Source organism: Phyllobacterium sp. 01N428 (assembly GCF_056399405.1).
Genome location: NZ_JBFTRH010000009.1, coordinates 170,682 through 191,143 on the forward strand (window position 1 = coordinate 170,682; position 20,462 = coordinate 191,143).

19 protein-coding genes are annotated in these 20,462 nt (G+C 59.0%); 10 read left to right on the forward strand and 9 right to left on the reverse strand.

The window, feature by feature from the left end; translation table 11 throughout:
- Positions 1–4: 4 nt before the first annotated feature.
- Both AC1DNI_RS20355 and AC1DNI_RS20360 read right to left on the reverse strand, forming a co-directional pair.
- Positions 5–943, reverse strand: a complete 939-nt coding sequence (locus AC1DNI_RS20355) for a hypothetical protein (protein WP_477693198.1) — start codon at positions 941–943, stop codon at positions 5–7.
- 1 nt (position 944) lies between these two features.
- Positions 945–1,763, reverse strand: coding sequence for a hypothetical protein (locus AC1DNI_RS20360; protein WP_477693199.1), 819 nt, complete (start codon positions 1,761–1,763; stop codon positions 945–947).
- 445 nt (positions 1,764–2,208) lie between these two features.
- Between AC1DNI_RS20360 and AC1DNI_RS20365 the strand changes: the two genes are divergently transcribed.
- The 3 genes from AC1DNI_RS20365 to AC1DNI_RS20375 all read left to right on the forward strand — a co-directional run bounded on the left by AC1DNI_RS20365 (position 2,209) and on the right by AC1DNI_RS20375 (position 6,388).
- A complete protein-coding gene (locus AC1DNI_RS20365) occupies positions 2,209–3,309 on the forward strand; it encodes a helix-turn-helix transcriptional regulator (protein ID WP_051615245.1) in 1,101 nt (366 codons plus the stop codon).
- 274 nt (positions 3,310–3,583) lie between these two features.
- Positions 3,584–4,336, forward strand: coding sequence for a helix-turn-helix transcriptional regulator (locus AC1DNI_RS20370; protein WP_051615243.1), 753 nt, complete (start codon positions 3,584–3,586; stop codon positions 4,334–4,336).
- Between the two features lie 423 nt (positions 4,337–4,759).
- On the forward strand, positions 4,760–6,388 hold the full coding sequence (locus AC1DNI_RS20375) for an MFS transporter (protein WP_477693200.1): 1,629 nt from the start codon (positions 4,760–4,762) through the stop codon (positions 6,386–6,388).
- Between the two features lie 6 nt (positions 6,389–6,394).
- Here AC1DNI_RS20375 and AC1DNI_RS20380 read toward each other — a convergent pair whose 3' ends face one another.
- The 4 genes from AC1DNI_RS20380 to AC1DNI_RS20395 all read right to left on the reverse strand — a co-directional run bounded on the left by AC1DNI_RS20380 (position 6,395) and on the right by AC1DNI_RS20395 (position 9,053).
- Positions 6,395–6,817: a YybH family protein gene (locus tag AC1DNI_RS20380; RefSeq protein WP_477693201.1), complete on the reverse strand. Its 423-nt coding sequence runs from the start codon at positions 6,815–6,817 to the stop codon at positions 6,395–6,397.
- Between the two features lie 80 nt (positions 6,818–6,897).
- The gene (locus tag AC1DNI_RS20385; protein WP_477693202.1) at positions 6,898–8,139 is read right to left on the reverse strand and encodes an RNA polymerase sigma factor; all 1,242 of its coding nucleotides are present in this window, start codon (positions 8,137–8,139) and stop codon (positions 6,898–6,900) included.
- Positions 8,136–8,510 carry a YciI family protein gene (locus AC1DNI_RS20390; RefSeq protein WP_477693203.1) on the reverse strand — a complete coding sequence of 125 codons (375 nt, stop codon included), beginning with the start codon at positions 8,508–8,510 and terminating at the stop codon, positions 8,136–8,138. The genes AC1DNI_RS20385 and AC1DNI_RS20390 overlap by 4 nt, the downstream gene beginning before the upstream one ends.
- Positions 8,511–8,639: 129 nt before the next feature.
- Positions 8,640–9,053 carry an SH3 domain-containing protein gene (locus AC1DNI_RS20395; RefSeq protein WP_477693204.1) on the reverse strand — a complete coding sequence of 138 codons (414 nt, stop codon included), beginning with the start codon at positions 9,051–9,053 and terminating at the stop codon, positions 8,640–8,642.
- 156 nt (positions 9,054–9,209) lie between these two features.
- On the opposite strand from AC1DNI_RS20395, the gene tam reads away from it, so the two are divergent.
- From tam to AC1DNI_RS20410, 3 genes are all read left to right on the forward strand, one after another.
- On the forward strand, positions 9,210–9,986 hold the full coding sequence (gene tam, locus AC1DNI_RS20400) for a trans-aconitate 2-methyltransferase (protein ID WP_477693205.1): 777 nt from the start codon (positions 9,210–9,212) through the stop codon (positions 9,984–9,986).
- A gap of 294 nt (positions 9,987–10,280) precedes the next feature.
- Entirely contained in the window at positions 10,281–11,573 is a 1,293-nt protein-coding gene (locus tag AC1DNI_RS20405; protein ID WP_091924801.1) for an NCS2 family permease, read from the forward strand.
- Positions 11,574–11,645: 72 nt separating this feature from the next.
- Entirely contained in the window at positions 11,646–12,251 is a 606-nt protein-coding gene (locus AC1DNI_RS20410; RefSeq protein WP_477693206.1) for a deaminase, read from the forward strand.
- 78 nt (positions 12,252–12,329) lie between these two features.
- On the opposite strand, the gene AC1DNI_RS20415 is transcribed toward AC1DNI_RS20410, so the two are convergent.
- The gene (locus AC1DNI_RS20415; protein WP_477693207.1) at positions 12,330–12,815 is read right to left on the reverse strand and encodes an ureidoglycolate lyase; all 486 of its coding nucleotides are present in this window, start codon (positions 12,813–12,815) and stop codon (positions 12,330–12,332) included.
- Positions 12,808–14,244 (reverse strand): allantoinase PuuE, encoded by a 1,437-nt coding sequence (puuE, locus tag AC1DNI_RS20420; RefSeq protein WP_477693208.1) that lies wholly within the window; start codon positions 14,242–14,244, stop codon positions 12,808–12,810. Before puuE ends, AC1DNI_RS20415 begins: the two co-directional genes overlap by 8 nt.
- Positions 14,245–14,418: 174 nt before the next feature.
- Here puuE and uraH point away from each other — a divergent pair, with 174 nt between their 5' ends.
- Genes uraH through xdhC form a run of 4 tightly spaced genes read left to right on the forward strand, consistent with a single transcriptional unit; the run spans position 14,419 to position 19,501 of the window.
- Complete coding sequence (gene uraH / locus AC1DNI_RS20425; protein WP_477693209.1) at positions 14,419–14,781, forward strand: hydroxyisourate hydrolase; 363 nt, start codon at positions 14,419–14,421, stop codon at positions 14,779–14,781.
- 6 nt (positions 14,782–14,787) lie between these two features.
- Positions 14,788–16,266, forward strand: a complete 1,479-nt coding sequence (gene xdhA / locus AC1DNI_RS20430) for a xanthine dehydrogenase small subunit (protein WP_477693210.1) — start codon at positions 14,788–14,790, stop codon at positions 16,264–16,266.
- A 10-nt stretch (positions 16,267–16,276) separates the two neighbouring features.
- Positions 16,277–18,607, forward strand: a complete 2,331-nt coding sequence (xdhB, locus tag AC1DNI_RS20435) for a xanthine dehydrogenase molybdopterin binding subunit (RefSeq protein WP_477693211.1) — start codon at positions 16,277–16,279, stop codon at positions 18,605–18,607.
- Between the two features lie 6 nt (positions 18,608–18,613).
- Positions 18,614–19,501 carry a xanthine dehydrogenase accessory protein XdhC gene (gene xdhC / locus AC1DNI_RS20440; protein ID WP_477693212.1) on the forward strand — a complete coding sequence of 296 codons (888 nt, stop codon included), beginning with the start codon at positions 18,614–18,616 and terminating at the stop codon, positions 19,499–19,501.
- Here the strand turns inward: xdhC and AC1DNI_RS20445 are convergent.
- Entirely contained in the window at positions 19,482–20,396 is a 915-nt protein-coding gene (locus tag AC1DNI_RS20445; RefSeq protein ID WP_477693213.1) for a LysR family transcriptional regulator, read from the reverse strand. The two genes, xdhC and AC1DNI_RS20445, sit on opposite strands and share 20 nt — an antisense overlap.
- Positions 20,397–20,462 lie beyond the last annotated feature (66 nt).

Sequence of the window (20,462 nt, forward strand, 5' to 3'; positions counted from 1 at the left end):
CGTTTCATCCTATATCTGCTTCCAGAATCATCTCGACATCGTTGTTGAAGACGTTGAGTTTCCGGATCGGGATCTTGACGGGTATGAGCATGGAAGGACCGAAATTGTTCGGGTTGGTAGTTTCCGGCAGCAACGGGTAGGGATCTTCGATCGCCGTCAGCGGAGTCTTGTCGCCGAAATAATCGATGATGAACTGGGCGATGATGTCGAGCAGTCCAAAGCTGACATTCAGAAGGTCCGAGATCCATTCCTGAATATCGTCCGGAATGTCGAGTATCGCCCGAATAAGATCGATCACCGGCCCGAGTATCCCCTTCACGATATCCCGCGCCCAGCCTGGAAGGAAAAAGAGAAGGTTGTCGACCGCTGCGTTGACCGCTGCCTCCAGCAAGTCGCCGACGGTATCACCCACATCGATGGGGTCGATATCGACAATCGGATCATCGAAGAACAGGCGCCATTCGCTCGCCAGGGAGGGCACGGCATCCTGGGCATCCCAGGCGTTCATCCCGGGTGGACGCGCCGGGTTGTCAAAATGGCGCATGACAAGGCGCCCGGTCAGCGACACTTCCGAAACGAGACCGCCGAGCGGCAGCGTGATGGCGATATCGGGATCGTCATCGAAGATGCAGATTTTCGGCAGGCGAAGGGCACAGCGGAAGGGCGTCGGGATGATGCACCAGCCGCCAATGCAGATGCTCGGTATATCGATGCCGAGCGACAGGTCGAGCTTGTCCCATTTGATGTCGAGTTCGTCGATCTTGACCGTATTGTCGCCGCGAAGGTCGACACTGCCGTTCTCAAGGTGGAAGGCGACGTCATAACTTGCGGTGAAAGGTCCAAAGTCGGCGCTGTCGGCGTCCGCGAAGGTGAAGTTGTCGCGGATGGCATTGAAGAGGCGAACGAAGCTCGCTTCGGAAGCGGCAATGGTGAGGTTGGCCATTTCAGATCACCTCCAGGTTAATGAATGCCTTCAACTGGTCGTCCTCGATCGCCGGATTGTTCGGAACCGCCGCCGAGATCGGCGTTGGCTTGACGACGACGCTCACGACGTTCTTGATGATTTCCAGCGGCGCCCGTTCAAGCAGGATGCGAAGTTTTGGGATAAGGCCGAGTTTCAGCATCATCTCAAGATAGCATTCCAGTATCGCTTCGAGTTCGTCGGGGCGGATATCGACGATCTCGATCCGGTCGAGAAACGGCTCCAGGTAGGGCTTGCCGTTGTAGAAGCGGATCCGCACGCCGCCCACGGCGAAGACTTCCAGACAGAAGCACATCAGGCTGCGTACGGGCAGCGGTCGCGGCGGTACCGGATCCCGGCCCTTGTCGTCACCGTCGGGTTTGTCCTTGGGAGGATCAATAAGCCTGTCGACGGGGAAATCACGCGGGCAGCCAAGACCAAGGCATACCCCGAGCGCCATTGCGAAGCGTTGCGGCGCGAGCTTTCCGAGTTCCGGGGGTAAGGCAATCCCTTTGCCTGGGTGAAAGTCGATCTTGGCCTCGGTGACCTGAACGGCGAGTTCCATGGCGAAGTTGGTGCCCGGTATCTGAAGGGGGTCGATGCGCGTCATCAGTGGATTGTTGCGTTGGGCAACGACAGGGTGCGCATCGATTTGCCGGCACAGCAGCCCAGGATTGGCGATGACGCCAAGCGAAGCATAATTGAACAATGACGGCCGCTGCCGGCGGACGTGTCCTATCACTGCATTGAACGCATCTTCATGAAACGAGGCGAAGATGTCGCAATTATCCGTAAATGCCATGTTGGTTCCCCCTCGAATGGCAGTCGCAGCAAAGCACAGGCGGCCGAATCGCTCTCCGCGAGATGAATGAAGATTATCTTGCGATGCTGCTAGAAGTCGTTGGCGGGACGGGACCGCCTTGCGCTGTGAAATAATCTGTGGAATATTTACAGCTACAGGTTGAATATGGGATGTACGCTCGTTTGTCTCAAATAATACATCGTAGTGCGTTTGATCTATCAATGTTATGAGAAAAGATACTGACAGTCGAACCAAATAATGGGCTAATCGGTAATCAGTTGGGGTTATATATTTAGCTAATGGGCTTTGTCCGTACGGAGTTCCCGCGGTCTTGGAGCAAGTTGGCGCATCGGAGCCATTGCTCCGATTATCTAGGGTTGCTGTGGAAAAATTCTCTCGCAGCGCTATACTCGCGCAAGATAAGACAGTTCAGCGGCAAAGTGGGATGAAGCACGACTTGAAGCTTATCGACGACGAGTTCATTGACCTCGTATATGCTTCCCTCCTGGGTGAAACCAGCTGGCAGCATTTTCTCGATCGGCTTGCGGCGACCCTTCCGGACGGCAAATCAACCCTCTTTTATCATGATCAGTACAAGGCAACTGGCGCCTTGTCATTGACCTCCGGGATGACCTCCAAGCAGGTCAACCAGTACGACACTTATTTCTGCCGCATCAATCCGTGGATGCCGAGGGCCGCGAACCGCAAGATCGGTATCGGTGTAACGGCGGAACAGATGCTGCCCTATGACCGGCTGGTGAAGACCGAGTTCTATAGCGACTTTCTTGTGCCGGCCGGCGCCGAATCTGCAGTGGGTGTAACGATCGTTCGCACTGAAGGGCGGTCTTTTCTTTTAAGCATTCTAACCAGCGAGCGAGAAACTGAGCGCACTGCCGAAGCGGCCGAATTGCTGACCCGACTGGCGCCGCATCTCAACAGGGTCTTCAAATATTATCAGAACCGTTCATTCAACAGGTTCAGCAAGGAAGCCCGGGGTCTTGCTTTCGACGCCATCGATGTCGGGCTGATTATCGTCGGCGACAGTTCCCGGATAAAGTCCGCCTCGGAGACCGCGCAGAAGATAATGGAGCAGGGAAACTGTGTGCGCACCTCCGCGCTGGGGAAACTGCACATCGCCTCGCACGATGCTGAAGCCATGTTGCAGAAGATGCTCGATCGCACGTCGCACGAGCCGAAATATGCGAGTTTTCAGGTCGATGACGTCAAGGTGACGTTGATCCATGTCCAGAAGGACAGGTTCTCGTTCTTCTTCGAGGGGCCGACTGTCGTCGTGATTCTCGAGCCGCAACGCACGACGCCGCGCGTATTCGACCTTGCGGAGTTCCGCGAAATGTATGCGCTTACCGGTGCCGAAGTCAGGGCCTTGAACGGCTTGATCGGCGGCCGGACGGCCGATGAAATCGCCGCCGAGGCGGGGCTCTCCCGAGAGACGATCAGGTCGCAAATCAAGAGCTTATATGCCAAGACCAATGCCGCCAACCAGGTCGAATTGATCCGGATGGTTGCAGGCCTGGAAGGCCTTTAAACCTCCTTTCAAACAAAAAATTTGCAGTTTTTTTTGTTTCACCCCGCAGGGTGAAGCGCTTTCCCGGAAAATCGACAACTATGGGCTTCCGTTAGACAATTCGCTCCCTGAAACATTCAGGCAAGTGAAGGAACGGACACCAAAGTGGAGTAAGCCGTGGCCGGCTGAAAAGTGCTCAAGAGGTCGACCGGCCATCGCAGTAAATCATGTCGTACAACTTAGAGTTACAAACAACTGATGGAAAATCAGTGAGTAAGTTTTAGGGGTGAGTATCATGTCAGGAATCACGTATGAGCGAATACCGGATGGCAGGCCAATTGCCGACCGACGTACAGCTGCCCGTCGTGCCACGCTGCATATCGCTTCGGAAAATCCACGGCCGCAAAAGTCGCTTGCCATCATCGACGGGCGCGTGCTCTCTCGCGAGCACCTCTCCTGGGGTCTCCTTGCGAATGGGCTCGGCCTGCATATCGTCAATTTCGGCTCGGTGAATGATATCGAAGACTTCGATGCCTCGGAGTTTTCAGCCATTCTCGTGTGTGTCGACGATTCAAGATTCATGGATAACTCGATTGTGCTCGAAATCGAGGAACTGGTGCTGAGATTCCCGAACGCACCGGTCATCGTCCAGGCCGATATTTGCGGCTTCCAGCAAATACTGACCGTTCTCGAGCATGGGGCACGGGGCTATCTTCCAGGCAATGCCGGCATATCGGTCTGCATGGAAGCAATTTCGATGGCGTTGGCCGGGGGTGTGTTTGTTGCGGCCGAAAATCTGACTGATATCCAGCGCATCCTGGGGACGAGGCGCTACCAATCCAAGCGGGGGGCGATGTTTACACCGCGCGAGGAGGACGTCATTCAGGTGCTGCGGCTCGGTAAGGCGAACAAGTCCATTGCGTATACGCTGAACCTTGCACCGAACACCGTCAAAGTTCATGTCCGCAATATTCTCAAGAAGCTGCGCGTCACGAACCGTTCGGAAGCAATCTACAAGATCAACGCGATGTATGATGAGGTGGCGTGATGTTTAGCCTCGGCATTTTCTTCGCATTGACGACTTTCCTCATGGTGAGCCTGTTGGATCAGGTGCTGCGCCAAACCAGTGGGGACCTGGCGGAGAGCCGGGTGGCCAGGTGCACCGATCCGACGGGGACGAGGCTCGCCATGGGGAAACCATTTGAACGAGGGGCGCGCAAAGCAGCAATTGCACCGTAGATGATGAGTGCAGTGCTCAATCGAATTCAAGGGACGTTCGCAATGATGCGGCGTCCCTTTTTATTGGGCGCCGTCCCCCTCGACAAGGGAGAGGAAGGGCGAGCCTCACCCACACTTCCTTAAGACCGAAAACGTAAGTTGAACGCACTCATCGTTCGCAGGAACTGGAATTCGCGGCAGGCTCGCCTATAAGGGCACTACGAGCCATCACCGCAAACAGGAAGCATTCGAGGTGCCAGACCGAATATCGCCACTTGCGCCGTTCAGACACGAAACGTTCCGCACGATCTGGATCGCCAATCTCTCCTCGAATTTCGGATCACTCATTCAGGCGGTCGGCGCCGCATGGATGATGACCACGATCTCGAGTTCGGTCGATATGGTTGCACTCGTGCAGGCATCGACCGCCCTGCCGATCATGCTGTTTTCGCTCATTTCCGGTGCGCTCGCGGATAATTTCAATCGCCGTGCTGTCATGATCGTGGCGCAGACCTTCATGGTCGTCATTTCAGTGCTCCTGACCGTCTTCGCCTATCTCGGGCTGATCACGCCCTGGCTCCTCCTCTCATTTACCTTCCTGCTCGGTTGCGGAACCGCGCTCAACAATCCGTCGTGGCAGGCATCCGTCGGCGATATGGTGCCCCGCGACGATCTTCCGGGCGCCGTCGCGCTCAACAGCATGGGTTTCAACATTACGCGAAGCGTCGGCCCGGCGGTCGGCGGTGTTATCGTCGCCGCAGCGGGCGCGGCGGCGGCCTTTGCCGTCAACGCGGTTAGCTACTTTCCGATCATATTCGCCTTGATGCACTGGCAGCCGAAATACCCGCCCAATACCTTGCCGCGCGAGACGATGGGGCGGGCGATTTCTGCGGGTCTGCGCTACGTTGCCATGTCGCCCAATATCGGCAAGGTGATCTTCCGTGGCTTCATCTTCGGTTTTTCGGCGAGCGCCGTGCTGGCGCTGCTGCCGCTCGTCGCGCGTGATCTGGTGGGCGGCGGTCCGCTCGTCTACGGCGTCATGCTGGGATCGTTCGGAATCGGCGCCATCGGCGGGGCGCTCCTCAGCGCGCGGCTGCGCGAGTTCCTGTCGAGCGAAGCAATCGTCCGCATTGCTTTTGCCGGATTTGCCGTGAGCTCCGCCATTGCAGCCGTAAGCCCGAGCACCTGGCCGACCAATGCAGCCCTTCTTGCTGCGGGCGCCTGTTGGGTACTCGCGCTCTCATTGTTCAATGTCACCGTCCAGCTTTCGACGCCGCGTTGGGTGGTAGGACGCGCCCTGTCGCTTTACCAGACCACCACCTTCGGCGGAATTGCTGCCGGCAGCTGGCTCTGGGGTGTTATGGCCGGTGAATATGGGGCCGACAAGGCGCTGCTCGCATCGAGCGTCATCATGCTTGCGGGTGCCGCCATAGGCCTCCGCTATGCCTTGCCGGAATTCAAGACGCTCAATCTCGATCCGCTCAACCGCTTCAGCGAGCCCCTGCTGGCGCTCGATCTGAAACCGCGCAGCGGCCCTATCGTCATCATGATCGACTACATCATTGCCGAGGAAGACGTTCCGGAGTTTCTCAGCGTCATGGCCGAGCGGCGGCGCGTGCGCATTCGCGATGGCGCGGGCCATTGGGCGCTGATGCGCGATCTCGAAAATCCAGAAGTGTGGACCGAGAGCTACCACACTCCAACCTGGGTCGAATATGTCCGCCACAACCAGCGGCGGACGCACGCCGATGCCGAGATCTGGGATCGCATCCGTAAGCTTCATCGCGGCGAAGACAATCCGCGCGTGCATCGCATGGTCGAGCGCCAGACCATCGTCCCGCATGATATCGAGGCGCATAAGACCCCGATCGACATGGCTTGATGGCGTTTACGGCTTAAGGTCGAAGGCGCCCTTCATGCTTCCGTCCATGTAAAACGGTACTGAGCTGTGGACATGGGTGATCCGCCAGGTGCCCTCCTGCTTGACGAGGCCAAGGGTCTGGCGGAACCAGAGATCGACATTCTGGCCGTCAGTCTTGGTGCCGGTCATGCGCACGAGGCTTGTTGCGAAGGCTACGTCGCCGCCGACTTCAATGCGCGCATCGCGCGCTTCACCGCCAATCGGTCCTTCCCAGGTGTCGAACCAGCCTGCAAGATCTTCCGCGTCCTTGCCCTTGTGCTGGAGCGGCGGTGCTAGGGTGAATTGTACGACGTCGTCGGTCAGGTTCGAAATTACTGTTGCGGCATCCTTGGCAGTTATGGCGCTGGACCAGGCCTTGATGGCCGCCTCGACTGCATGTCTCTCGTCCATGGGATTTCTCCTTGATTGATGAACCTCAACTCAAGGACGAACGAAAAGCCGCCAAACCGACAGCAACTGAAACAGATTGTCTAGCCTTCGGCGAGCCTGTCGAGATGCATCCTGATATGGGCCGCTTCGGCCGCCGTATTCGCCAGCGAAATTGCATGATTAAAAGCTTCGCGTGCTTCCTTGGTGCGTCCGACCTTCATCAACAGGCCGCCCTTGACGCCGAAGAAGTGGAAGTAGCCTGAAAGTCTTTCCTCCAGCGGCTCGATCAAGGCAAGGGCGGCTTCCGGCCCCTTCACCTTCGCGACGGCAACGGCCCGGTTGAGAGTAACAACTGGCGAAGGGGTCAGCCGTTCGAGCGCGGCGTAAAGCAGATCGATTTCCGTCCAGTCGGTATCCTCGGCCCGCGCGGCCCTCGCGTGCAGCGCGGCAATCGCCGCCTGGATCTGATAGGGACCGGGGCGGCGATGGCGCATCGCCTTGTCAATCAATGCGAGGCCCTCGGCGATCATCTTGCTGTTCCACAGGCGCCTGTCCTGATCTTCGAGAAGAATGACCGCGCCGTCGGCGTCGAAGCGGGCGGCACTACGCGCACTTTGCAGAAGGAGGAGGGCGGTGAGCCCCATGATTTCAGGTTCGGCCGGGAAGAGGCGCAGCAGCAGCCGCCCCAGCCTTATGGCCTCATCGCAGAGCGGGAAACGCGCCTGCTGCTCATGGCCGCCAGCCGAATAGCCTTCGTTGAAGATAAGGTAGACCATGGCGGCAACGACCGCGAGCCGTTCGGAACGCTCGACGGGCCCTGGCGTTTCGAACGGAACATCGCCGTTGCCGATACGAGATTTCGCCCGGGTGATGCGCTGTTCCATGGCGCTCTCGCTAACCAGAAATGCGCGCGCAATTTGACGGACGGACAGCCCGGAAACGATGCGCAGGGCGAGCGGGATCTGCTGGGTTGCCGGAAGATCGGGATGGCAGCAGATAAAAAGTAGTCGCAATATATCGTCGCGATAGTCGGAATTGTCGATCTTCTCGGCAATCGCGGTCTCGCGGTCGCCAAGGTCTGACAGCAATTCCTCGGGCGGCAGCGGCTGTTGCTTCGCCTGACGCCTGACGCCATCAATGGCGCTATTACGCCCAACGAAGATCAGCCAGGCTGTGGGATCGCGAGGGGGCCCGTTCGTCTGCCAGTTTTTCAAGGCACGCAGGCATGCCTCCTGAAAGGCTTCTTCGGCGATATCGAGATTGCGGAAATAACGCAGCAGCGCACCCACCGCCTGGGGGCGGGCGGCCGTCAATGCTGCGTCGATCCAGCACCCTTCGCTCATGTCAGATCGACTCCGGGCCGGAAGATGGAGACAGGGCGTATTTCGTAGGAACCGGTGCCCGGATTGGCGACGGCAAGATCCCTTGCCGTGTCGATGGCCTCTTCGAGCGATGCGCACTCAATGACGTAGAAACCGAGCAATTGCTCCTTGGTCTCGGCAAATGGGCCATCGATGATAATCGGCTCGTCACGACCCTTGCGCAGCGTCGTTGCCGCAGTCGTTGGTAAGAGACGCGCGACGGGCCCGAGCCGGCCCTGCTCCCTGAGCTTGTCCTGGACTTTGCCAAGCCGCTCCATGACTGCATCGTCTTCTTCCTTGGTCCAGGCGCCGACGACATCCTCCGGATTGTAGCAAAAAATGGCGTAGAGCATTCGCGTTCGTTCCTCTCTGAGTGATGACGAACAGGTAACGCCAATCCCGACAGCTGGTCGAGAATTTTTATGCGATTTCAGTCGAATAAACCCTGATGCGCCGCCAGCGCGACCAGCCGGTCGCTTACATTACGGACAGGGGTAGCCCGGCGCGATCCGGCAGTTCGGCCGAGGCCGATAATAGGGTGGCGGCGGACGGTATGCAGGCGGGCGATAATATGGAGGCCGGTAGGGCGGCCTGACGACGATCGTCGGCTGGATGACGACTGCCGGCGGACGCGTCGAAACGGCGCGATCGATGTAGTTGGCCGACAGCCAGCCGCGCAGCCCCTGATAGCCGACGTGGCACCAACGGCCTTCGCAAGCGAGAACATCGACCCGTAACCCTGGCGCGAGAGTCGCGACTTTTGCGTAGCCGGTGCCCGGACCCGTGCGAATGTTCACGTTGCCCGTTGTATAGGCGGTATAGGCAGCAGCATAAGCGGGCCAGGCGAGAACGCCGAAGCAAATGAAAATAATCGACAGAATCCGTTTATGCGTCATCGCCGCTTCCATCCCGGTTTCTACAACTTATGTTTGCAATGAGATTCTGTTTTGCTGAGCTTGTCCAGCCGGTTCCGGCCTGTTGATCAATAATGGCTGTAATCCCGGGACCCTTCGGATATCCTGCCGGCGAATCTTTGAAACGGAGGCCCAAAAGTGGCAAAGGCTGTGTGGTCGCCAGACCAGTATCTGAAATTCGAAGACGAGCGCACGCGCCCGGCCAATGACCTGCTGAACGCTATTCCCAATCAGAACGTAAAGCGGGCAGTGGATCTTGGCTGCGGTCCGGGCAATTCGACCGAACTCCTCGTCAAACGATATCCGGGTGCGGTCATTGCCGGCATCGACTCGTCTGCGGAAATGATCGAGCAGGCAAAACGTCGCCTTCCGAACCTGTCATTCGCCGTGGCCGACATCGACGCCTGGCAACCCGGGGAGAAGGTTGACCTGCTCTATGGCAATGCCGTCATGCAATGGCTGCCAGATCACGGCCAGCTCTTTCCGCGGCTGCTCGGCTTCCTCAATGAGGTGGGCTCGCTGGCCTTGCAGATGCCCGACAACCTCGAGCAACCCACTCACGTGGCGATGCGCGAGGTGGCGAGAGAGGGCGCCTGGGCCAAGAAGATAGCGCAGGCCGATCTTTCGCGCACCAAGGTTGGCGACGCCTCATTCTACTACCAGTTGTTGCGGCCATTGGCGCAACGCGTCGATGTCTGGCGCACGACCTACCATCATCCCCTGCAAGGTCTTGATGGGATTATCGAATGGTTCAAGGGATCGGGGCTGCGTCCTTATCTTGCGGCGCTTGACGAAGACGAGCGTTTGCGTTTTCTTGAGGAGTACAGGGAGCGCATCGCCCCACACTATTCCCTTATGCGCGATGGCACGGTCTTATTGCCTTTCCCGCGCCTGTTCATCGTGGCAACGCGCTGAACGAGCCTCGAATCTCCAGGGTTGACGGCATTTTCTTTGGCTTTCGAAATCAAGAATTTATTGAAGGTGTTTCGCAAATGAATGCGGAATGGGCACCTAGCATCCATTGTGCGAAAAACGCACAATCGGCTTTGCGGTGGCGACACCGGGAGAATGATGCGCGTGCAGAGGAGTGCACGACAATCATTTTTTCAAGTGGAGAACTATTGAAAATCAGAACGGATGCCATGCTTTCTGGTGCATAACGCACCGGGCGGCAGCCGGAGACTCGGCGTTTTGCCAAGGGGAGGAACAATGCTCGACAGGCTTTTCAAGCTCAAAGGCCACAACACGTCCGTACGCACGGAAGTGCTGGCCGGTATCACGACATTCCTGACGATGTCGTACATCATCTTCGTCAATCCAGAGATCCTGTCCTCGACCGGCATGGACCGCAACGCCATATTCGTGGCGACCTGCATCGCGGCCGCCTTGGGCTCTGCCGTCATGGCCCTGGTCGCCAACTGGCCGATCGGCATGGCGCCGGGCATGGGTCTCAATGCCTTCTTCGCCTTTACGGTGGTCGGGGCCATGGGCTTCACCTGGCAGCAGGCGCTCGGCGCCGTATTCATCTCCGGCTGTATCTTCCTGCTGCTGACGGTAACCGGGGTGCGCAGCTGGCTCGTCGCCGGCATTCCCAAATCGCTGCGCAGCGCGATCGCAGCCGGTATCGGTCTGTTCCTTGCCTTTATTGCCCTTAAGACCTCCGGCATCGTCGTTGCCAATCCGGCAACATTCGTTGGGCTGGGCCATCTCGGCGCGACGGGCACGTTGCTTGCAATTCTCGGCTTCTTCATCATTGCCGCGCTTGACGCCATGAAGGTCCGTGGATCGATCCTTATAGGCATTCTCGCCGTGACGGTCCTGTCGGTGCTGCTCGGCGTCAGCGAATTCAAGGGCGTCTTCTCGGCTCCGCCGAGCCTTGCGCCGACATTCCTGCAGCTTGATGTTCTCGGTGCACTGCATACGGGGTTCCTGCAGGTCATCCTCGTCTTCGTTCTGGTCGAAGTCTTCGACGCAACCGGTACACTCATCGGCGTCAGCAAGCGCGCCGGCCTCATCGAAGAAGGCAAACCGAACAATCTTGGCCGCGCTCTCTTTGCCGACAGCACCGCGATCGTTGCCGGTTCGCTTCTCGGCACCAGCAGCACCACGGCCTATGTCGAGAGCGCGTCCGGTGTTCAGGCTGGGGGACGTACAGGCCTTACGGCACTGACGATCGCCGTTTTGTTCCTTGCTGCCCTGTTCATTGCGCCGCTCGCTGCATCCGTGCCGGGTTATGCAACGGCGCCTGCGCTGCTCTATGTCGCCGGCCTCATGATGCATGAACTCGTTGACATCGAATGGCGCGACGTGACTGAATCGACGCCGGCCGCCCTGACTGCGTTGATGATACCGTTCACCTACTCGATCGCCAACGGTCTCGCCTTCGGCTTCATCAGCTATGTCGTGCTGAAGACGCTGACCGGACGCGTAAGTTCGATCCATCCCGCGACATGGCTCGTAGCTATCCTCTTTGTCGTGCGGTTCGCCCTGTTCCCGGTCTAACAGTGCAACCTGGTCCGGGCGCAATTCAGCAGTTCGGATCAGGTCGTATCAACCCGAAAAGAAAGACCAAAAATGCCATCAGAAACTTCAATCACAAAGGTGCTCGACGCATTGCTCGATGCAATGGAACAAAAAATCATTCCGATGACGGAGAAGGGCGTTGCGGCCGGAAACAAGATTTTCGGCGCGGCGCTCCTGCGCAAATCGGACCTGTCGGTCGTTTTGGCCGAAACCAACAACGAGACGGAAAATCCGCTCTGGCACGGCGAAGTCCATACGCTGAAGCGGTTCTACGAGGTCGATGGCGACAAGCGCCCGGATTCCCGCGATCTCATTTTCCTGTCGACGCATGAGCCATGTTCGATGTGTCTTTCGGCGATCACCTGGGCCGGCTTCGACAATTTCTACTATTTCTTCAGCCATGAGGATTCCCGCGATGCCTTCGCCATTCCGCATGACCTGAAGATCCTGAAAGAGGTCTTCACGCTGGAGCCCGGCGGCTATAACGCCGAGAACGCCTTCTGGAAGAGCTATTCGATCCACAAGCTGATTGCGCAGCAACCGGAAGCTGATCGGACGAGGTTGCAGGAACGGGCCGCTTCGATCGCGCGCAAGTATGATGATCTGTCGGCGCAGTACCAGGCGAGCAAGGGCGGCAATTCGATCCCGCTCAACTGACCCATCCGATTACAAAAGAAGGCCGCCCGTGTGAGTTGGGGCGGCATTTTTGTTTGAAGTCAGGGCATGTTCTCTCGATCAACGGACCAGGAACGGCTCCGCATAGAAGTGTTCTTCGAGGTTGATTCCGTCGCCGCCCCGGTCGATCACGACGAAGTCGCTTTCGCCGCCAAGCGGTGTGAGGATGCCGTGCCAGACGTTGCGGTGAATGTTCACGCCCTGGCCCGGAGAAGTAATGAAGGCGACAGGATCGCTGGGTCCGCCAGATCCGTCATGCGCGGCAACCACGAGGAACGGGTTGGCCGAGAGCGGCACGAAAGCCTGGCTCCCGAACGGGTGGCGTTCAACCATGCCAAGCTCCAGCGGCAGTTCATAAGGCCTGCCGCGCAGGAGGCTGATCAGGGTGCTGGCGTTGTCACCCGTGGTCTCCACCTTGGCAAGGTCATGGTATCGGGTGCACATGCCATGATTGATGGGAAAGCTGTGCGCGCCTTCCCTCTCGATGACGTCCCCGAAAGGTGCAAAGGCTTCCCGCGTCAATTTCTGAATCAGTATTTCACGCATCGGCCCGGCCTCCGTCCGGCAACATGTCGCGCAGGCGCAGCAGGGCAATCTTTTCGACCTGGCGGCAGGCTGTGTTGAACTCGGTCTCGCCATCATTGGCGATGCGGGTCTTGAATGCTTCAAGGATCGCTTGCTTGTTCAAACCCCGGACAGCGATGATGAAGGGAAAGCCGAACCGCCTGACGTAGTCGGTGTTCAAATTCGTGAATTCGGCCCGTTCCTCGTCGGTCAGGGCGTCGAGCCCCGCGGAAGCCTGTTCCTGCGTCGAACTTTCGGTCAGGCGCTTTGCCTGCGCCAGTTTGCCGGCAAGGTCGGGGTGGGCATTGAGGACGGCGAGCCTTTCCTCTTGCGTGCCCATGCGAAACACTGTGCGCAGTGCCGCATGCAGCCCGGATGCCGTGTCATGGGCGGGCGAAAGCTCCCCGGCAAAAGCCCGGCGGGCAATCCACGGCGAATGTTCGAATACGCCGCCGAAGCGGTCGACGAAGGTCGTTTCGTCAAGTGCGGATGGGCGCGCGGCGTGAGGCTTGTAGGGATAGTTAGCGGCCCAATGTTCCGCGATGTCGACGCGGCGGGCGAGCCACACTTTTTCATGGGATTGTACGTAGTCGATGAAGCGTGCGAGCGCGGCGCTGCGGCCAGGACGGCCGATGAGCCGGCAATGCAGGCCGATGCTCATCATCTTGGGCGAGCCGGCTGCGCCTTCTGCATAGAGCGTATCGAAACTGTCCTTCAGATAAGCGAAGAACTGATCGCCAGAGTTGAACCCTTGTGGGGTCGCGAAGCGCATGTCGTTGGCGTCGAGCGTATAGGGGATTACCAGCTGCGACTTGCCTTTGTGCTCATACCAGTAAGGCAGGTCATCGGCATAGGAATCGGAAACATAGTCGAAACCGCCTTCGTCGGTGACAAGATCAACGGTATTGACTGACGTGCGGCCGGTGTACCAGCCCTTTGGCCGCTCGCCGGTTGCGGCAGTGTGGATGCGGATAGCCTCTAGCAGGTGCTCGCGCTCGGCCTCCGGCGTGAAATCCCTGTAGTCGATCCATTTCAGCCCGTGCGAGGCGATTTCCCAATCCGCATCGAGCATCGCCGCAACCTGGGCCGGTGAGCGCTGCAATGCCGTGGCGACGCCATAGACGGTGACGGGGACATTTTTCGAGGTCAACAGCTCATGCAAACGCCAGAAACCGGCGCGTGCGCCATATTCGTAGATGGACTCCATGTTCCAGTGGCGCTGGCCTTGCCAGGGCTGCGCGCCCACAATCTCCGACAGGAAGGCCTCGGACGCCGCATCGCCGTGCAGGACGCAGTTCTCGCCGCCTTCCTCGTAATTGACGACGAACTGAACGGCGATGCGCGCATCGCCAGGCCAATTCGCGCGGGGCGCTTTACCGCCATAACCATGCATGTCGCGGGGATATCTCACGGAATTCTCCTCCTCAGTCCTTCACTCCGTTTTCTGATTACTCAAATTACCGGCGAAGCATTCCCCCTGAAAAATTTGAAAGTCCCTTTACCAAGCTCCGGCTACCCCGCGAGCACGCCAAACGACAAACTGAGTGTTGGATATTTTAAGAAGTTCTCCACGGGAGGAGGAACGATGCATTCTCACAACGATGCGACCGGGCGCTTGACGACCCATGTGCTCGACACGGCGAGCGGCAAACCAGCCGCCGGACTCAAGGTCGATCTCTATCGCATCGAAGGCGATGCGCTGCAGCCTTTGCACAGCACCCTTACCAACGATGATGGCCGCTGCGACAGTCCATTGCTTTCGGGTGAGACCATGCGTTCAGGGGCGTACGAGCTTCGTTTTCATGTCGGCGCCTATTTCGGCGGCCGAGAAGAGACGCCGTTTCTCGACGTCGTGCCGATCCGCTTCGGCATAGACGACGAAAAGGCGCACTATCATGTGCCGCTGCTTGTGGCGCCCTTTGCCTATTCGACCTATCGCGGGAGCTGATGCGCCATGGCTAGCAAGATCCGCAATTGCGTCCGCTTTGTTCTCAACAGCACCCTCGTCGAACTCAGCAATATCGCCGCTACCGAAACCCTGCTCGATTTCCTTCGCCTGGGCCGGAAGCTGCGTGGCACCAAGGAAGGGTGCGCGGAGGGCGATTGCGGCGCGTGCACGGTGCTCGTCGGCCGGCTGCTCGATGGCAGGCTTAAATATGAGTCGGTCAATGCCTGCATCCGTTTCGTCGGTTCGCTCGATGGCTGCCATGTGGTGACGGTCGAGGCGCTCGCGGCAAAGGATGGCAGCCTCCATCCCGTCCAGCGCGCCATGGTCGACACGCATGCATCGCAGTGCGGGTTCTGCACGCCGGGTTTCGTCATGTCGCTTTACGGCCTCTGGATGGAAGATCCGCATCCCGGCGTCGAGGCCATCGAAAAGGCCCTGCAGGGCAATCTTTGCCGCTGCACCGGCTATGCCGCGATCATTCGCGCCGCCGAGAGCATTTCGGCGGCGGGCGATGCCAGTAGGGATCCGCTCGTCACCGAACGAGCGCGCATTACGGAGCAATTGCTCGCCCTCAAGGACAACAAGCGCGTTGCCATCGGCGAAGGCAAGCAACAGCTCATTGTCCCGGCAAATGTCGACGATCTCGCTGACGTGCTCGAAACCCATCCCGGAGCAACGATCGTTGCGGGTTCGACTGATGTCGGCCTTTGGGTGACGAAGTTCATGCGCGATATCGGCCCGGTCGTATTCCTGTCGCGGCTCGATGATTTGCGCCAGATCACAGAGGAGCCGAACCATCTCGTCCTCGGCGCGGGCGTCACCTATACCGAGGCCTATCCGGCCATCACCCGCCATTTCCCGCAGCTGAAGGAGTTGTGGAACAGGATCGGCGGCGAGCAGGTGCGCAACATGGGGACGGTGGGTGGCAACGTCGCCAATGGTTCGCCAATCGGCGATACGCCGCCCGCACTTATCGGTCTTGGCGCTGTCGTCGAACTGCGCAAGGGCCATGTCAGGCGTTCGGTTCCAATAGAGAAATACTTCATCGAGTACGGCAAACAGGATCGTACCCCCGGCGAGTTCGTCGAAGCCATTCGCATTCCACGCCTCGCGTCCGACGATCTCTTTGCCGTCTACAAGATATCGAAGCGGCTCGACGAAGACATCTCGTCCGTATGCGGCGCTTTCCGTGTCCGGCTCGACCAGCAGGGACGCGTCGAGAGCGCGGTGATCGCCTTCGGCGGCATGGCTGGTACGCCAAAGCGTGCCGCTGCAGTCGAGCAGGCTCTGGTGGGTGTGATATGGGACGAGGCATCGATTGAGGCTGCGATCCAGCAATTCCCACAGGATTTCACGCCGCTGACGGATTGGCGCGCTTCCGCCGATTACCGAATGCTGACTGCGAAAAACCTCTTGCGGCGCTTCTATCTCGAATCCGCTGGTGAGAAGCGCGTGCGGTTGAACCGCTACGCCGTGGCTGGTTGAGGAGGATGCGATGAATTCGATACAACCGATCACAAGCATCCGTGGTGGCGTCCACGAGAAACTGCCGCATGAGTCCGGCCACAAACATGTCGCCGGTACCGCCGAATACATCGACGACATGCCCGAACCGGCTGGCACGCTCCACGCCTACCTTGGCTTGTCGCAGCGGGCACATGCCGAGATTGTCTCGATCGATCTCGATGCGGTCGCTGCCTGCGAAGGCGTTGTCGGTGTGCTCACTGCAGACGACATTCCCGGCCACAACGATGTCAGCCCTGCCGGCAAGCACGACGATCCGGTCTTTGCGGTCGGCAAGGTCGAGTTTCATGGTCAACCGATTTTCGCCGTCATCGCCGAAACCCGGCAGATGGCGCGCCAGGCGGCCACGAAGGCGAAGATAGAATATCGTGATCTGGACCACGTCACGGATGTTCTTGAGGCGGAGAGGGCCAATTATCCCCTCGTTATCGATCCGCTGAAACTCGAACGCGGCGACATTGTCGCGGGCATGTCCAAGGCCAGAAATCGCCTCGTGGGCGAGATGCGCATCGGCGGACAGGATCATTTCTATCTCGAAGGCCATATCTCCTTCGCCATTCCCGGCGAGGACGACGAGGTTATCGTCTATTCCTCGACCCAGCACCCGAGCGAGACCCAGCACATGGTCGCGCACGTGCTCGGCGTTCCGTCGAATGCCGTCACGGTCAATGTGCGGCGCATGGGCGGGGGTTTCGGCGGCAAGGAAACGCAGGCCAATCTTTTTGCTGCCGCCGCAGCGATTGCTGCCAAGAAATACAACCGCGCCGTGAAGATACGCCCTGACCGCGATGACGACATGGTTGCGACCGGCAAGCGCCACGACTTCCACGTCGCCTACGAACTCGGATTTGACGATGAAGGCCGTATCGAGGCCGTAGACGCGACCTATTCGGCCCGCTGCGGTTTCTCCGCCGATTTGTCGGGACCCGTGACGGACCGCGCTCTCTTTCATGCCGACAATTGCTATTTTTATCCGCATGTCCGGCTTCGTTCGCGCCCGTTGAAGACCAACACAGTCTCCAACACCGCGTTTCGCGGTTTCGGCGGTCCCCAGGGCATGGTCGGCGGCGAGCGCATGATCGAGGAGATCGCCTATGCGCTCGGCAAGGATCCGCTCGACATCCGCAAAGCCAATTTCTATGGCGGCGATGGCAGGAACGTCACGCCTTACCACCAGACGGTCGAGGATAACATTATCCCGCAGATCGTGGCGGAACTCGAGGAATCGTCCGATTACGCTGCACGGCGCGCGGCCATCCTTAATTTCAACCGCGAGAGCCGCATCATCCGTAAGGGCATCGCGCTGACGCCGGTGAAATTCGGCATTTCTTTCACCAAGACCGAGTATAATCAGGCAGGCGCCCTCGTTCACGTCTATGCCGATGGCTCGATCCATCTCAATCATGGCGGCACGGAAATGGGGCAGGGGCTCTATACCAAGGTTGCGCAGGTTGTGGCGGACGAGTTCCAGGTCGATCTCGACCGCATCAAGGTCACTGCGACGACGACGGCGAAAGTGCCGAACACCTCTGCAACAGCGGCCTCGTCGGGCTCCGATCTAAACGGTATGGCTGCCGCAAATGCGGCCCAGCAGATCAAGGCGCGGCTTGTCGATTTCGCTGTCGAGAAATTTGGCGTTGCGAAGGAAGAGGTTTTCTTCGAGCCGAACATGGTGCGGGCCGGCGACAATCTCGTTCCCTTCAACGAGTTCATCAGGGCGGCCTATGGCGCACGCGTGCAACTTTCCGCCGCCGGATTCTACAAGACGCCGAAAATACATTGGAACCGGTCCGAAGGTCGCGGCCGCCCGTTCTACTATTTCGCTTACGGTGCATCGGTATCGGAAGTCAGCATCGATACCCTGACCGGGGAATATCAGGTCGACCGGACCGATGTTCTTCACGATGTCGGGCGTTCGCTTAATCCGGCTCTCGATCTTGGCCAGGTGGAAGGCGCCTTCGTGCAGGGCATGGGCTGGCTGACCACCGAGGAACTCTGGTGGGATGCCAAGGGACGGCTGCGCACCCACGCGCCATCGACCTACAAGATCCCGCTGGCCTCCGACCGGCCACGCCAATTCAATGTCAATCTCGCCAGCTGGTCCGTAAACCGCGAAGAGACGATCCGCCGTTCGAAGGCCGTTGGTGAGCCGCCATTCATGCTGGCGATCTCGGTGCTGGAAGCGCTGTCGATGGCGGTGGCAAGCGTTGCGGACTATCGCCTGTCTCCGCGCCTTGACGCGCCGGCAACGCCCGAACGCGTGTTGATGGCTGTCGAGCGCTTGCGGGAAGCTGGGAGGTGATTGTCCATGCCGAGCAATCGCGACGATATCAGGGATTTCCTCAACCGGCGCAAACGTGTCGTCCTCGTTGAGGTAAAGGCGGCCGATGGTTCGACGCCGCGGGACGCCGGCGCCTGGATGCTGGTGGCGCAGGATTGCATTTTTGGCACGATCGGCGGCGGCCAGCTGGAATACATAGCCGTCGATCATGCCCGCCGTGCTTTGAAGCGCGGGAGCGAGATCGAGGCGCTGACCGTGCCGCTCGGTCCCGAAATCGGCCAATGTTGCGGCGGTCGTGTTGCCCTCGACTTCAAGCCTGTCGACCGCGATGCCGCCGCCGCGCTTGTTGAAAAGGTCGACCGCGAAATCGCCCAGCGCCCGCATGTCTATATTTTCGGCGCGGGCCATGTCGGTGACGCACTGGCCATGGCGCTTTCGCTGGTGCCGCTCCGGGTCATTCTGGTCGACACGCGCGAAGAAGAATTGTCGGCATCACAGGTTTCGGGTGTCGAGACCTGTCTGACCGCCATGCCTGAAGCGCTCGTGCGCGACGCCCCGGAGGGGAGCGCCTTTGTCATCCTGACCCATGATCATGCGCTCGACTTCCTCATCGCCGCCGAAGCGCTCGCCAGAAGCGACGCGTCCTATGTCGGCATGATCGGATCGAAAACGAAGCGTGCGACATTCCGCAACTGGCTGACGCGGGAAGTCGGCCGCCCAGAGGTCTTCGAGAGGCTGGTTTGCCCTGTCGGCGGTACAGCTGTCAAGGACAAGCGTCCACCGGTCATTGCTGCGCTCGCGGCCGCGGAAGTCATGACGGCAGCGCTTAACTACGGGCAACGGAACGCCGGCGTCGCAGTAGCAAATTGCGCATTCCGGCCTGACCGGTCGAGGCTTATTTCAGCATTTCCGTAACGAGACGCTGGCAGCGCTCGGTCATGAAATCGATCATCAGGCGAACCTTCGGATCCTGGAAACGCTTGTGCGGATAGATCGCAGCAAGCTGGATGCTCGCCGGCGGCATGTCTTCGAGGATGGGTACCAGTTCGCCGTCGTTGAGATGGCTCTTCACTTCGAAAAGCGGCTTGTTGATGATCCCGCGCCCGTCGAGCGCCCAGCGGGTCAGAACATCGCCATCGTCTGAATCATAAGGTCCGCTGACCTCGAGCTTGCGCAAGCCTTCGGGCGTCTGCAGCGTCCAATAGTACTCCTTGGACCCCGGATAGCGCAGAAGCAGGCAGTCGTGATGGTCGGCAATCAGATCATCCGGGGTCGCCGGGGTTCCGCGCCTGGCAAGATATTCCGGCGAGGCGCAGATTACGCGTTCGCAATTCATGATGCCGCGCATGCGCAGGTTGGAATCCTCAAGGATGCCCAGCTTGAAAGCAACGTCGACGCCCTCACTCATGATGTCGATGTTGTGGTCGGAAAGACGCAGGCGCACTTCGATGTCGGGGTACTTGTCATGGAATTCGGGAATGCCTGACGCGATGAGCCGCCTGCCTATACCGAGCGGGGCGGTAATTCGGATCGCGCCTTTCGGTTTCTTGGCAAGATCGGCGATGGCCGCTTCCGCCTCGTTGATCGCCTCGATGATCTTGACGGCGCCGTCGTAGAATACCCGGCCGTGTTCGGTAGGCGTCAGCTTACGCGTGGTACGATTGAAGAGGCGCACACCAAGATGCCGCTCCAGCTCCTTGATGCGATTGCTCGCAACGGCCGGAGAAGCGCGCTGGTCGCGTCCGGCGGCAGACAGGTTTCCGAGTTCGACGACACGAACGAAAACGCGAAGATTATCAAGGTACGACATTGTTTTCGCACAATCCCTACACTGCCCATTGATCTAGCATTTTAAAGTTTTTTTTGAAAGAGATGG